Below are 13,535 nucleotides of genomic sequence, written 5' to 3' on the forward strand. Positions count from 1 at the left end.
ACCCCGCCCACCGCTCACCAGCGGATCGGCAACGGCAGCGCCGTCAGCAGCCCCGACACCGCGACCACCACACCGAGCGCGGCGACTTCCGCCCAGGCGGGAGCGGACGCGGTCAGCGGGTCGGGGGCCCGGCGCAGCCGGATCCGCGCCCACAGGGCGAAGAGGGCGACGCCGGCCATGAGGATCACCTTGGCGAGCAGAGCGCGGCCGTAGGCCGTCGCCGTGAGCTGGTGCAGCACCGTGTCCGCCGGCATCCGGCGCAGGGTGCTGCACACGCCCGTCGCGGTGACGGCGGCCAGCAGAACGGCCGCCACGCGCGCGTAGCGGCCCAGCAGGGCGGCGCCCGCCGCCGCGCCGCGCCACAGCCGCAGCGTGCGCAGCGCGTGCAGCAGCGCGCCCACCCACAGCGCCCCGCAGACCAGGTGGACGACGGTCAGGGCGGTGCCGATCAGTGGACTGCTCTCGGTGCCGGGGTGCGCGCGCAGGGCCTCGGCGACGACCACCGCGGCGAGCGGCCACACCTGCCTCGACGGGCGTCGCGAGAGCGCGCACAGGCCCATGAGGAGGAAGGCGTTGACCTCCAGCAGGGCCAGTGAGCCGTCCCGGGTCCGGTACAGGCCGCCCACGTCGATCTGGGCCGGGCTGTGCGGCACCAGGTTGCCGGTGGCCACCACGGAGGCCAGGCCCAGGGCGGCGAGGAAACCGGCGGCGGCCGCGTACGGCGACCAGCTGCGCGGCAGCCGGCCGGGGGCCTCGGGGACGCGGTCGGCCAGTCGCTTCACGAACAGCTCACCGACGGGGACGCAGACCGCCGCGAACAGCACCGTCCGCAACACCGCTATGCCACCGGCCCCGGGCGCGGCGGCCTCCCCGGTGCCGTGCAGGGCGGCGGACGGACCGAGCAGCGGGATCAGTGCGGCGAGGGCCACCAGGACGAGGACGGCGACGGCCCGGACGGTCGCGGCCCGCCGCCCCGCCCCGCGCGCGTTCTCCGCCTCGGCGGCCGGTCGTATGAGCGTCACCCAACGATCTTCACCAGCCACCCCGAACGGAGCAAGTGGCCACTACCAAGTGAGGGAGCGCCGTTCCGCCCACCCCGACTTCGCACACCGCCCGTCCGCTCGGATCCGGCCGGCGGTGCTTCGGGCCGCTGCCCTCAGGCCCATCGGGCCGTGTCCGAGCCCCACGGGACCGGGGGACGGGGCCAGTCGGCCGGGCCGTCGGTGAAGGTGATGGGGGAGCGGGCGTGCCGTAGCCGGCCGATGCGGCTGTCGGTCTCGGTGAGCCAGGGGGCGGGGCCGTCGTAGGGGGAGCCCTCCTCAGTGGCCTGGGCGGGCTTCGGGGCGTCCGCGTCCTTCAGCCAGGCCGCCGTGCGTGCCAGGGCCAGTCGTATGGTGCGGGTGCCGCCCTGCTGCGACTGTTCGGTCAGGGCGCGCAGTACCGCGGCCGCCAGCAGGTAGCCCGTGCCGTGGTCCAGGGCCTGCGCGGGCAGCGCGCCGGGCCGCTCCGATGAGCCCTCGACCGCGGCGATGCCGGTGGCGGCCTGTACGAGGCTGTCGAAGCCCCGCCGCCCGCCCCACGGCCCGTACCCGCCCCACGCCGACAACTGGACCACGACCAGCCCGGGCCGCCGCTCGGCCAGTGCCTCGGGGGAGAGGCCGAACCGGTCCAGGGCGCCCGGCCGGTACCCGGTGACCACGACGTCCGCCGCCGCGAGCAACTCCTCGAAGGCGGCCCGGTCGGCCGCGAGGTCCAACGCCGCCGACCGCTTCCCGAAGCCGGTGTCCGCGTGCAGGTCGGCCTGTTCGGGCCTCTCCGGCGCGTCCACGCGCAGCACGTCCGCGCCCAGCAGGGCGAGCGTGCGGGTGGCGACGGGGCCCGCGAGCACCCGGGTCAGGTCCAGGACGCGCAGCCCGGCGGCGGGGAGCAGGGGCGCACCCTCGACGGGCGGCAGTACGCGCGCGCGTGCCCCGTCCAGCCGCTCCCGCTCGATCAGCGGCCGCGCGGCCACCGCGGTGCTCTGCTCGTGCGCAGCCCACTCCTCGGGGGTGCGCAGCGCGACGGCGAGGCCGCCGGCCGCGTACACGGTCTCCTCGACCTCGAGCGCGGACCGCTCGGCGAGCACCGACGCGACGCGGTCCACGTCGTCCGGCACCCCCAGCGCGGAGAGCAACCGCTCCCGGTGATGCGGATAGTTGGCGTGTGTGCGCACCCAGCCGTCCGCCGTCCGCCAGAACCGCGACAGCGGCGCGAAGGAGACCGGTGCCCGCCCGTCCACCAGCAGATGCCGCTCACTGAGGAACGCCGTGGCCACGGCCCCGTCGTCGACCCGCACCGCCGGCACCTCGGCGAACCGGGCCCGTGCCGCGCCCAGTTCGGCGGCGGCCAGCGCACAGGCACCCACACACGCGCGTGCCAGCTCCCGCACGGGAAGGCGCGCCGAAAGCGCGCCTTCCCGCTCCACGGTGGTGACCCGCCCGAGAAGGGCGGGATCGCCACCCACCGCGGACCACGCGAAGGAAAGATCAGTCATGACTGCACTATGCAGTACTGACCGACATCTCCCGTGATTACTTGGTCACAGCGTTCAGGGCGTTCACGACGCCCTCGCCGTAGAAGGAGTTCTTGCCCTTGCCGCCCTTGCACTCGGCGTCGACCTTGCCGTCGCCGTTGATGTCGTACGGGGTCGTGCACTCCTTCTTGTCGGCACCCTGGGCCAGCAGCGCCTTCACCTGGTTCGGCCTGGCGTTCGGGTGGGTCGACTTGATGAGCGCGGCGACAGCGGCGGCGTGCGGCGAGGCCATCGACGTGCCGGCCATGTAGCCGTACTGGCCGCCCGGCAGCGTGCCGAGGATCCGGCCGTCGGTGGCGGGGGCGTCGGGCGCCTGGTAGCGGGTCGAGTCGCCGCCCGGCGCGGCGACGTCGATCATGCCCTGGCCGTAGTTGGAGAACGACGACTTGATGCCCTTGGCACCGATGGAGGAGACCGTGACGGTGCCCGGCAGCATCGCCGGGATGTCCAGGCACTTCTTCGGGTCGATCACCCGGTCGCCGGGGGTGCCGTCGTTCGGGCTGCCGTCGTCGAGGATCGTCTTGGCGGCGAGGTCCCAGTTGTCGTTGCCGGCGGCCGCGACGTTGACCGTGCCCTTGCTCTCCGCGTACTTGGTGGCGCGCGACACGGCCTCCACCAGAGCCTTCTGGTCGAGGTCGTCCGCGCAGTTGAACTGCCACGGGTCGGTGTAGTAGCTGTTGTTGGTGACGTCCACACCGTGCTCGGCGGCCCAGACGAAGCCGCACACCACGGCCTCCGTGTAGAACCAGCCGCCGGGCGTCGACACCTTGATGCCGGACACCTTCACACCCGGGGCGATACCGACCATGCCGACGCCGTTCTTCGCGGCGGCGATCTCACCGGCGACGTGCGTGCCGTGCGCGCTCTCGCCCTTGTTCGGCCGCCAGGCGCCGTCGGCCGTGTTCGGCTTGCCCGACACGCAGTTCACGGACGCCGCCCGGTCGAAGTTGGCGGCGAGGTCCGGGTGGGTGTCGTCCACACCGGTGTCGATCACGCCGACCGTGACCTTGGAGCTGCCCAGGGTGACCTCGTGGGCCTTGTCCGCCTTGATCATCGGCAGGTCCCACTGCAGGCCCTGCAGCGGCTCCTGACCGGCGGCGGCCGCCTCGGTCGCCGCCTTCAGCTCCGCACCGGTGAGCACCTCCGGCGCCCACATCTCGGTGGTCGTCTGCGGGGACAGCGGAGCGGTCCGCGTGGCGCCGGCCGACTCGACCCCCTTGTCCTTGCGTATCTCCTTGGCGAAGTCGGCCTTCGCCGAGTGGACGACGATGACGCCGATCTGGTCGTAGGCCGTGACGACCGTGCCGCCCGCCTTGCCGATCGCCTTCTGCACGGACGCGGAGCTGTGCCCGGGACGGACGTTGACGACGTAGCTCAGCGTCTCCCCGTCAGCGGCGGACGTGCTCTGCGCGGCGGACACCTGCGTACCGGCCTCGGCGGCGGACGCCACGTTCGGCAGGAACGCGAGAGCGGAGGCGACGGCCATGCCGAGCGGGATGGTGACGGTACGCCGGTTGAGGCGAACGCTCATGTGAAACTCCAGTGTGTTGAACCATTGCGATGCGGCATGCCACACGGCATGCGAGGCGTGGGGGGAGTTTGTGGAAGTGACGTGCGTGGCCGGTCACTTGACCGCACGGAGCGCGTTGACGACGCCGGAACCGTAGAAACCGTTGCGGTTCTTGTTGCCCTTGCAGAACGAGTCGACGGTGCCGTTGCCGTCCGGGTCGTAGGGCTCGACGGGGCATCCCGGGTTGTCCGCCTGGGCCTTGAGCAGGGCCTGCAGCTGGGCGGGCGTCGCGCGCGGATGCGTCGACTTCAGCAGCGCGGCGACACCGGCCACGTGCGGGGCGGCCATCGACGTGCCCTGCAGGAAGGCGTACTCGCCGTTCGGCATCGTGGACAGGATGCGGCCGTTGCCCGACGGGGTGGCGGGGATCTGGTACTTGTCGCCGCCCGGCGCGGCGACGTCGACGACTCCGTTGCCGTAGTTGGAGTAGTACGACTTGAGGCCCTGAACGCCGGTGGCGCTGACCGTCACCACACCCGGCAGCTGCGCCGGGAGGTCGAGGCACTTCTTCGGGTCGATCGTGCGGGTCACCGGGGTGGTGTCGTTCGGGCTGGAGGTGTCGACGATCGACTTGGCCGCCAGATCGTGGTTCGAGTTGCCCGCCGAGGCCACGTGCAGGGTGCCCTTGCGCTGCGCGTACAGCTGAGCCCGGTCGACGGCGTCGAGGATGGCCTTCTGGTCTGCCTCGTCGGGGCAGTTGAAGTTCCACGGGTCCACGTAGTAGCTGTTGTTGGTGATCTGGACGTCGTGGTCGGCGGCGAACACGAAGGCGCAGACGACGCTCTCGGCGTAGAAGAACTGGTTCTCGTCCGGCTGGGCGACCGTGATGCCCGAGACCCGCACGCCGGGCGCCACACCCGCGACCCCGATGCCGTTGCGGGCCGCGGCTATCTCGCCCGCCACATGCGTGCCGTGGTAGTGGTCCGCGTCCACCGGCCGCCAGGAGCCGTACGTGGTGTCCGCCTTGCCGCTGACGCAGTTCGCGGACTGGGAGGGGGAGAAGTTCGGCGCGAGGTCCGGGTGGGTGTCGTCCACGCCGGTGTCGATCACGGCGACCGTGACCTTCCGGCTGCCCGGGTTGATCGCGGCGGCCTTGTCGGCACCGATCGCCCGCAGGTCCCACTGGTCGGCCTCGAGCGGCTCGAGGGGCACCGAACCCTTCGGCTGCTTCGTCGTCTTGGCCGCCTTCGCCAGCTGCGCGACCTCACCCTTGGACAGGTACTGCGCCCCGCCCACGTCCGTCGTCCCCGACGCGCTCAGCGGCGCGGTGCGGGTGGCACCCGCCGAGTCCACTCCGGGGGTCCTGCGGATGGTCCTGGCGAAGTCCGGGTTGGCGGAGTGGACGACGATGACGCCTATCTCGTCGTACGTCGTCACGACGTTCCCGCCGGCCGCGGCTATCGCCCGCTCCACCTTGGCGACCGTCTGATGGTTCGTCTTGGTGTTGACGACGTAAGTCAGAGTGGCCGCGTCCTCCGCCTGCGCGGCCGGGGCCGCTTGGGGCGCCGCCGACGCCGCCGAGGGCAGGAAGCCGAGCGACGCGGTCAGCGACAGCACGACCGGTACGGCCAGTGCGAGTCTGCGTCCGGAACGCAGATGAGCCATGGGGTCTCCACATCATCCGGGTGGAAAACCTGCCACGGGCACAGGTGTTTGCCCAGGACAGGTACATGACGGGTGGTGCGTATGCAGGCTGAAGCTATCCCGCCACCCCCCTCACCAGCAATGACTTGACAATGACTTGTTCATACCGCTTGCGAAAGAACGCGAGGGACTTGAACCGGTCACCGCGCGGCGCCGTGGACCTTGGGCGGGACCCCGAGCACGCTCGAGCCCCCTTGTCGCATCCGCACCCGCAACGCGAGGAGACCGACGTGGCCACCGAGACACCGCCACCCTCGAAACCCCAGGCCCCACTGCCCTCCGCCGAGGAGTTCGTCGCGACGCAGGAGAGCGACGAGTTCGGTGAACTGCGCCGCTCCTACCGCTCCTTCGCCTTCCCGCTGACCGTCGCCTTCGTCGCCTGGTACCTGCTGTACGTCCTGCTCTCCAACTACGCGGGCGGCTTCATGGGCACCGAGCTCTTCGGCAACATCAACGTCGCACTCGTCCTGGGCCTCGCCCAGTTCCTCACCACGTTCCTCATCGCCTGGTGGTACGCGCGGCACGCCGCCGCCGAGCTCGACCCCAAGGCCGAGGCCATCAAGTCCCGGATGGAGGGCGCAGAATGAACCCCGCGATCACCCTTGCCGCCGGCGAGGCGGGCGAGCACCGGCCGCTGATCATCACCCTGTTCTCGCTGTTCGTCGTCGCCACCCTCATCATCACCGTCTGGGCGGGCCGCCAGACCAAGGACGCCGCCGACTTCTACGCCGGCGGACGGCAGTTCACCGGCTTCCAGAACGGACTCGCCGTCTCCGGCGACTACATGTCCGCCGCGTCCTTCCTCGGCATCGCCGGCGCCATCGCGCTGTTCGGCTACGACGGCTTCCTGTACTCCATCGGCTTCCTGGTCGCCTGGCTGGTCGCCCTGCTCCTGGTCGCCGAACCGCTGCGCAACTCCGGCCGCTACACCATGGGCGACGTCCTGGCGTACCGCATGCGCCAGCGCCCGGTCCGCACCGCGGCCGGCACCTCGACGATCGTGGTGTCGATCTTCTACCTGCTGGCCCAGATGGCCGGCGCCGGCGTCCTGGTCTCCCTGCTGCTCGGCATCACCAGCGACGGCGGCAAGATCGCCATCGTGGCGCTGGTCGGCGTCCTGATGATCGTGTACGTCACCATCGGCGGCATGAAGGGCACCACCTGGGTGCAGATGGTCAAGGCCGTGCTGCTCATCGCGGGCGCCATCCTGCTGACCTTCCTCGTCATGCTGAAGTTCAACTTCAACATCTCCGACCTGCTCGGCAAGGCCGCCGACAACAGCGGCAAGGGCGCCGCCTTCCTGGAGCCCGGACTGAAGTACGGCGCGACCGGCACCACCAAGCTGGACTTCCTCTCGCTCGGCATCGCCCTGGTCCTCGGCACCGCCGGCCTGCCACACATCCTGATCCGCTTCTACACGGTGCCCACCGCCAAGGCCGCCCGGAAGTCCGTGATCTGGGCGATCGGCCTGATCGGCGCCTTCTACCTGATGACCCTCGCCCTCGGCTTCGGCGCCGCCGCGCTCATCAAACCCGACGAGATCATCGCCTCCAACAAGGCGGGCAACACCGCCGCCCCGCTGCTCGCCCTGCACCTGGGCGGAGTCGACTCCAACTGGGGCGCCGTCCTGCTCGCCTCCATCTCCGCGGTCGCCTTCGCCACGATCCTCGCCGTCGTCGCGGGACTGACGCTGGCCTCGTCCTCCTCCTTCGCCCACGACATCTACGCCAACGTCATCAAGAAGGGCACCGCCACCGAGAAGCAGGAGGTCAACGCCGCCCGCTGGGCGACCATCGGCATCGGCGCCGTCTCCATCCTGCTGGGCGCCCTCGCCCGCGACCTGAACGTCGCCGGCCTGGTCGCGCTCGCCTTCGCCGTCGCCGCCTCCGCCAACCTGCCCACGATCATCTACAGTCTGTTCTGGAAGCGGTTCACCACCTCCGGCGCCCTGTGGTCGATCTACGGCGGCCTCGTCACCGCGGTCGGCCTGGTGCTGTTCTCGCCGGTGGTGTCGGGCAAGCCGACGTCGATGTTCCCGGACGTCGACTTCCACTGGTTCCCGCTGGAGAACCCGGGCCTCATCTCCATCCCGGTCGGCTTCCTGCTGGGCATCGTGGGCACCCTCCTGTCGAAGGAGACCCCCGACGCCGCCAAGTACGCCGAACTGGAGGTGCGGTCCCTGACGGGCACGGGAGCGCACTGAGCGCCCACCCGTTCGGGGCGGCCGTGTCGCAGGGCTCGTGAAGCCCCGCGACGCGGCCGTGCCGTATCCCCGTGACTTCCGGGCGCTGTCGTTGTCAGTGGGGTCGCGTAGTCTCGCAGGAGACGGTAAAGAGAGATCCGTCACAGGGATCCGCGACGAGGGAGGGGGCCCACGTGCTCATCGACACCTACGGCCGGGTGGCCACCGACCTGAGGGTCTCGCTGACCGACCGGTGCAACCTGCGCTGTACGTACTGCATGCCCGAGGAGGGCCTGCAGTGGCTGGCCAAGCCCACCCTGCTCACCGACGACGAGGTCGTCCGCCTGATCGACATCGCCGTCTCCCGCCTCGGCATCAAGGAGGTCCGCTTCACCGGCGGCGAACCCCTGCTGCGCCCCGGCCTGGTCGGCATCGTCGAGCGGGTCGCGGCCCTGGCCCCCCGCCCCCGGATGTCGCTGACCACCAACGGCATCGGGCTGAGGCGCACGGCGAGCGCCCTGAGGGCGGCCGGCCTGGACCGGGTCAACGTCTCCCTGGACACCCTGCGCCCGGACGTCTTCAAGGCCCTCACCCGCCGGGACCGCCACAAGGACGTCATCGAGGGACTGCGGGCCGCCCGCGAGGCCGGCCTGACCCCGGTGAAGGTCAACACGGTCCTGATGCCGGGCCTGAACGAGGACGAGGCCCCGGACCTGCTGGCCTGGGCGGTGGAACACGACTACGAGCTGCGCTTCATCGAGCAGATGCCCCTGGACCCCCAGCACGGCTGGAAGCGCGAAGGCATGGTCACCGCCGGAGACATCCTGGCCTCCCTGCGCACCCGCTTCGAGCTGACCCCCGAGGGCGCCGAGGAGCGCGGTTCGGCCCCGGCCGAGCGGTGGATCGTCGACGGCGGCCCGCACCGCGTCGGCGTCATCGCCTCCGTCACCCGCCCGTTCTGCGCGGCCTGCGACCGCACCCGCCTCACGGCCGACGGCCAGATACGCACCTGTCTGTTCGCCACCGAGGAGACCGACCTGCGCGCCGCCCTGCGCTCCGGCGCACCCGACGAGGAGATCGCCCGCATCTGGCGGGTGGCGATGTGGGGCAAGAAGGCCGGTGCGGGCCTGGACGACCCCTCGTTCGTCCAGCCGGAGCGGCCGATGTCGGCCATCGGCGGCTGAGACGGGTACGGCGTCATGAGCCCTCGGGGCTCCCGGACGCTTCCCACTCCTCGAACTTCACGACGTCCTTCAGGAATCCCCGCATCCCGAGGAACTGCGACAGGTGCTCGCGGTGCTCCTCGCACGCCAGCCACGTCTTGCGGCGCTCCGGCGTGTGGATCTTCGGGTTGTTCCAGGCCAGCACCCACACGGCGGCGGCACGGCAGCCTTTGGCGGAGCAGATCGGGGTCTCGTCAGTCACCACTTGGTCTCACAGCCACGCAAACAAGGCGACGCCGAGCAGCCACGGGGGGAGCTGCCCGGCGTCGGTCTGTCGCTCCGACGGGGGATGCGGAGCGCGTAGGAAGTATGTCATGGGTAACCCGTCGCCCGGCACCGGAACAGCATGATTGATCTGAGCTTTTCTTGAGCTTCCCGCGAAGCGCCTGCCCGGAGACGGTCTCCGGGGCCCGTCAGGCCCTGTCGCGCGGCTCGCCGGCCGCGCCCGCCGCGGGGTCGGCCGCGGAGTCTTCCGGGGTCGACCGGGCGAAATCCTCGTCGGTCCGCGGGGCAGTGATCATCGGCTTCGTCGGCATGGCGACGAACGTGGACGGCAGCTCGGGAGCGTTCTCCCGCCCCGCGTTCGCGATCACCACGGCGATGTAGGGCAGCACCGCGCCGAGCACCAGCGCCACGATCGCCACGTAGTGCTCGACATGCCACAGCACCACTGCGAGGATCACCGACACCGTACGGATCGACATCGAGATGACATACCGGCGCTGCCGGGCGCGCACATCCTCCTGCAGGCCTGTCCGGGCTCCCGTGATCCGGAACACCTGGCCGTTGCCCTCGCCATGCAGTTTCCGCATCACATTCCACCATTCGCCCGTATCGGACAATTTCCCAGCCGGTGTCCGGCCCGTGACCGGCCGGGAACGCCGGCCCGCACTTTCACCACGTTACGCCGCGCGCTCACCGCCTACGAGGCCGGGGTTTGGCCTGCCTGCACGAACGGCCCACGCCCGGCCTGTGCGGGTGGGCGACCAGGCCGGGCATGCCCTGTCCGGGATGCGACTTACAGCCACCGCCCCGAGACTGACTGTAATGCTCACGTCGAGCCGAACGAGGAGGCAGCCATGGGCTGGTTGTGGGCGATCATCGTGGGTTTCGTACTGGGCCTGATCGCGAAGGCGGTCATCCCCGGCAAACAGCACAGCCCGCTCTGGCTGACCACGATCTTCGGCATGCTCGGCGCGATCGTCGGCAACGCGGTCGCCCGCGCGGCCGGTGTCGCCTCGACTCGCGGCATCGACTGGAGCCGGCACATCTTCCAGCTCGTGGCCGCCATCATCATCGTCGCCATCGGCGACACGGCGTACATGGCCTTGTGGGGCAACAAGAAGCAGCAGCGGGCCCAGCAGGCGTAGGGCCAGTTGCGAAAATCCCTCCCCCAGGATTCGGCCGGGAGGTGCCCCCAGCCCCGCGACGCCATGCACGCTCCCCCGAGCTCTTCGAGCAGGGGGAACCCAGAACACGCACCTGACGCCGCGAGGCCCGCCCTCCGGGCGGACGACGGGACTTTCGCAACAGCCCCTGGCCGGGCCCGCCGCCTCATAGCCGTACAGCCGTACGGCCGTACGGCCGGACTCAGCCGCCCGTGACCTCGGCGGCCGCCAGGTTCTTCTTGCCCCGGCGCAGCACCAGCCAGCGGCCGTGCAGCAGGTCCTCCTTGGCGGGGACCGCGTCCTCGGCGGTGACCTTGACGTTGTTCACGTAGGCGCCGCCCTCCTTCACCGTGCGGCGGGCGGCCGACTTGCTGGGCACCAGGCCGACCTCGGCGAACAGGTCGACCACCGGGCCGAGCTCGGCGACCCGGACGTGCGGTACCTCGGACAGCGCCGCGGCCAGCGTCCGGGCATCCAGCTCCGCGAGCTCGCCCTGGCCGAAGAGGGCCTTGGACGCGGCGATCACGGCGGCCGTCTGGTCGGCGCCGTGCACCAGCGTCGTCAACTCCTCCGCCAGCGCGCGCTGCGCGGCCCGCGCCTGCGGACGCTCCTCGGTCTGCCGCTCCAGCTCCTCCAGCTCCTCGCGGGACTTGAAGGACAGGATCCGCATGTACTTGGAGATGTCCCGGTCGTCCACGTTCAGCCAGAACTGGTAGAACGCGTACGGCGTCGTCAACTCCGGGTCGAGCCAGACGGCGCCGCCCTCGGTCTTGCCGAACTTGGTGCCGTCCGCCTTCGTCATCAGCGGCGTCGCCAGCGCGTGCACCTCGGCGTCCGGCTCCAGCCGGTGGATCAGGTCCAGCCCCGCCGTGAGGTTGCCCCACTGGTCGCTGCCGCCCTGCTGGAGCGTGCAGCCGTGGCGCCGGTAGAGCTGCAGGAAGTCCATGCCCTGCAGGATCTGGTAGCTGAACTCGGTGTAGCTGATGCCCTGGTCGGACTCCAGGCGCCGGGCCACCGAGTCCTTCGTCAGCATCTTGTTGACCCGGAAGTGCTTGCCGATGTCCCGCAGGAACTCGATCGCGGAGAGGCCCTGCGTCCAGTCCAGGTTGTTCACCATGACCGCGGCGTTCTCGCCCTCGAAGGACAGGAACGGCTCGATCTGGCGGCGCAGCTTCTCCACCCAGCCGGCCACCGTCTCCGGATCGTTCAGCGTGCGCTCCGCGGTCGGGCGCGGGTCGCCGATCAGGCCCGTGGCGCCGCCGACCAGCGCCAGCGGCCGGTGGCCGGCCTGCTGGAGCCGGCGCACGGTGAGCACCTGCACCAGGTGCCCCACGTGCAGCGACGGTGCCGTCGGGTCGAAGCCGCAATAGAACGTGACGGGACCGTCCGCGAGCGCCTTGCGCAAAGCGTCCTCGTCGGTGGACAGGGCGAAAAGGCCCCGCCACTTCAGCTCGTCGACGATGTCCGTCACGGTTCTCGTGTCTCCTCGGTGGTGCTCAATGCTCTTCGGGCAGTCGGGTGACACCCGACCACGAACGCATACGAGGTTATACGCCCTGACTGACCGAGCTCATGTTGAAGTCGGGGATGCGCAGCGCCGGCATGGCGGCCCGGGTGAAGTAGTCGCTCCACTCCCTCGGCAGGGTCTTCTCGGTCCGTCCCGCCTCGGTCGCCCGGCTCAGCAGGTCCACGGGCGACTCGTTGAAGCGGAAGTTGTTGACCTCGCCGGTCACCTCGCCGTTCTCCACGAGGTACACACCGTCCCGGGTCAGCCCCGTCAACAGCAGCGTCGCCGGGTCCACCTCGCGGATGTACCACAGGCAGGTCAGCAGCAGGCAGGGCCCGCGATGATCCGTGCCGGCGACCATCTCCTCCAGCGAGCGGTCGGTGCCGCCGTCCAGGATCAGGTTCCCGGCCGACGGGGCGAGGGGCAGACCGGTCAGGCCGGCGCTGTGCCGGGTGGTCAGCAGGTGCTTCAGCTCACCGCCGCCGATCCACTCGGTGGCCCGCACCGGCAGCCCGTTGTCGAACACCGAGCGGTCGTCCCCGGACGAGTGCGCGATCACGAACGGCGCGTACTCCAGCCCCGGCTCGTCCGGGTCGCTGCGCAGGGTCAGCGGCAGCTCGCTCAGCTTCTCGCCCACGCGCGTGCCGCCGCCCGGCTTGGAGAACACCGTGCGCCCCTCGGCCGCGTCCCGGCCCGACGACGACCACAGCTGGTAGATCAGCAGGTCCGCGACCGCGGTCGGCGGCAGCAGCGTCTCGTACCGCCCGGCCGGCAGCTCGGTGCGCCGCTCGGCCCAGCCGAGCCGTACGGCCAGCTCCGCGTCCAGCGCCGCCGGGTCGACGTCCTTGAAGTCGCGTGTCGACCGCCCCGCCCAGGCCGAGCGCGTACGGTCCGGGGACTTCGCGTTCAGCTCCAGGGTGCCGCCCGGCTGGTCGTACCGCAGGCGCAGCCCCGTGGACGTGCCCAGGTAGGTCGTCACCATCTCGTGGTTGGCGAAGCCGTACAGCTCACGGCCACCGGCACGCGCGCGTGCGAACGCCTCGCCGAGGGCCGGCGCGAAGTCCGCGAACACCGCCGAGGAGGTCTCGGCGGGCGCGTCGGTGAAGTCGGGCGACTCCGGTACGTCCGCCACCAGCGGCTGCGCGTCCTCCGCGGGCCCCGCCCCGCGCGCGGCGGCCTCCGCGGCCCGCACCAGCGGCTCCAGCTCCTCCTCCGTCACGGCGGACCTCGACACGACGCCCGAGGCGGTGCCCTCCTTGCCGTCGACGGTGGCGACGACGGTGAGCGTACGCCCGCGCGTGACCCCGTTCGTGGTGAGCGCGTTGCCCGCCCAGCGCAGGTTCGCGGTCGAGTGCTCGTCGGCGATCACGACGCACCCGTCGGCCCGGGACAGTGCGAGGGCGCGCTCGACGACCTCGTGCGGCTTGGCGTTGCGCGGGCTCATCGACC

The 13,535-nt window shown here is 71.1% G+C and carries 12 protein-coding genes; 4 read left to right on the forward strand and 8 right to left on the reverse strand.

Annotation, left to right across the window (positions count from 1 at the left end):
- Positions 1-14 precede the first annotated feature (14 nt).
- The 4 genes from ACX25U_RS28205 to ACX25U_RS28220 form a co-directional block, all read right to left on the reverse strand.
- Positions 15-1,022, reverse strand: a complete 1,008-nt coding sequence (locus ACX25U_RS28205; protein WP_454384042.1) for a CopD family protein — start codon at positions 1,020-1,022, stop codon at positions 15-17.
- Positions 1,023-1,156: 134 nt separating this feature from the next.
- The gene (locus tag ACX25U_RS28210; RefSeq protein WP_454384044.1) at positions 1,157-2,533 is read right to left on the reverse strand and encodes a CoA transferase; all 1,377 of its coding nucleotides are present in this window, start codon (positions 2,531-2,533) and stop codon (positions 1,157-1,159) included.
- A gap of 37 nt (positions 2,534-2,570) precedes the next feature.
- Positions 2,571-4,103, reverse strand: a complete 1,533-nt coding sequence (locus tag ACX25U_RS28215) for a S8 family peptidase (protein ID WP_454384046.1) — start codon at positions 4,101-4,103, stop codon at positions 2,571-2,573.
- Between the two features lie 93 nt (positions 4,104-4,196).
- Positions 4,197-5,747 carry a S8 family peptidase gene (locus ACX25U_RS28220; RefSeq protein WP_454384048.1) on the reverse strand — a complete coding sequence of 517 codons (1,551 nt, stop codon included), beginning with the start codon at positions 5,745-5,747 and terminating at the stop codon, positions 4,197-4,199.
- Between the two features lie 269 nt (positions 5,748-6,016).
- Between ACX25U_RS28220 and ACX25U_RS28225 the strand changes: the two genes are divergently transcribed.
- From ACX25U_RS28225 to moaA, 3 genes are all read left to right on the forward strand, one after another.
- The gene (locus tag ACX25U_RS28225; protein ID WP_454384050.1) at positions 6,017-6,373 is read left to right on the forward strand and encodes a DUF485 domain-containing protein; all 357 of its coding nucleotides are present in this window, start codon (positions 6,017-6,019) and stop codon (positions 6,371-6,373) included.
- Positions 6,370-7,989, forward strand: a complete 1,620-nt coding sequence (locus tag ACX25U_RS28230) for a solute symporter family protein (RefSeq protein WP_454384051.1) — start codon at positions 6,370-6,372, stop codon at positions 7,987-7,989. The genes ACX25U_RS28225 and ACX25U_RS28230 overlap by 4 nt, the downstream gene beginning before the upstream one ends.
- A gap of 173 nt (positions 7,990-8,162) precedes the next feature.
- A complete protein-coding gene (moaA, locus tag ACX25U_RS28235) occupies positions 8,163-9,152 on the forward strand; it encodes a GTP 3',8-cyclase MoaA (protein ID WP_454384053.1) in 990 nt (329 codons plus the stop codon).
- A 13-nt stretch (positions 9,153-9,165) separates the two neighbouring features.
- Here the strand turns inward: moaA and ACX25U_RS28240 are convergent, their stop codons facing one another.
- Both ACX25U_RS28240 and ACX25U_RS28245 read right to left on the reverse strand, forming a co-directional pair.
- Entirely contained in the window at positions 9,166-9,393 is a 228-nt protein-coding gene (locus ACX25U_RS28240) for a hypothetical protein (protein WP_454384054.1), read from the reverse strand.
- Between the two features lie 211 nt (positions 9,394-9,604).
- Positions 9,605-10,003, reverse strand: coding sequence for a DUF3099 domain-containing protein (locus tag ACX25U_RS28245; protein WP_454384056.1), 399 nt, complete (start codon positions 10,001-10,003; stop codon positions 9,605-9,607).
- Positions 10,004-10,270: 267 nt separating this feature from the next.
- On the opposite strand from ACX25U_RS28245, the gene ACX25U_RS28250 reads away from it, so the two are divergent.
- The gene (locus ACX25U_RS28250; RefSeq protein WP_454384058.1) at positions 10,271-10,561 is read left to right on the forward strand and encodes a GlsB/YeaQ/YmgE family stress response membrane protein; all 291 of its coding nucleotides are present in this window, start codon (positions 10,271-10,273) and stop codon (positions 10,559-10,561) included.
- A 220-nt stretch (positions 10,562-10,781) separates the two neighbouring features.
- Here the strand turns inward: ACX25U_RS28250 and tyrS are convergent, their stop codons facing one another.
- Both tyrS and ACX25U_RS28260 read right to left on the reverse strand, forming a co-directional pair.
- A complete protein-coding gene (gene tyrS / locus ACX25U_RS28255) occupies positions 10,782-12,050 on the reverse strand; it encodes a tyrosine--tRNA ligase (protein WP_454384060.1) in 1,269 nt (422 codons plus the stop codon).
- Positions 12,051-12,126: 76 nt separating this feature from the next.
- Complete coding sequence (locus ACX25U_RS28260; protein WP_454384062.1) at positions 12,127-13,530, reverse strand: metallopeptidase TldD-related protein; 1,404 nt, start codon at positions 13,528-13,530, stop codon at positions 12,127-12,129.
- Between the last annotated feature and the right edge of the window lie 5 nt (positions 13,531-13,535).

It is taken from the genome of Streptomyces sp. JNUCC 63, assembly GCF_054366325.1.

Excerpts from the sequence above, each read along its gene's own strand:
- ACX25U_RS28210 (WP_454384044.1), bottom strand. The coding sequence starts at position 2,533 with ATGACTGATCTTTCCTTCGCGTGGTCCGCGGTGGGTGGCGATCCCGCC.
- ACX25U_RS28215 (WP_454384046.1), bottom strand. The coding sequence starts at position 4,103 with ATGAGCGTTCGCCTCAACCGGCGTACCGTCACCATCCCGCTCGGCATG.
- ACX25U_RS28220 (WP_454384048.1), bottom strand. The coding sequence starts at position 5,747 with ATGGCTCATCTGCGTTCCGGACGCAGACTCGCACTGGCCGTACCGGTC.
- ACX25U_RS28230 (WP_454384051.1), top strand. The coding sequence starts at position 6,370 with ATGAACCCCGCGATCACCCTTGCCGCCGGCGAGGCGGGCGAGCACCGG.
- ACX25U_RS28245 (WP_454384056.1), bottom strand. The coding sequence starts at position 10,003 with ATGCGGAAACTGCATGGCGAGGGCAACGGCCAGGTGTTCCGGATCACG.
- ACX25U_RS28250 (WP_454384058.1), top strand. The coding sequence starts at position 10,271 with ATGGGCTGGTTGTGGGCGATCATCGTGGGTTTCGTACTGGGCCTGATC.
- ACX25U_RS28260 (WP_454384062.1), bottom strand. The coding sequence starts at position 13,530 with ATGAGCCCGCGCAACGCCAAGCCGCACGAGGTCGTCGAGCGCGCCCTC.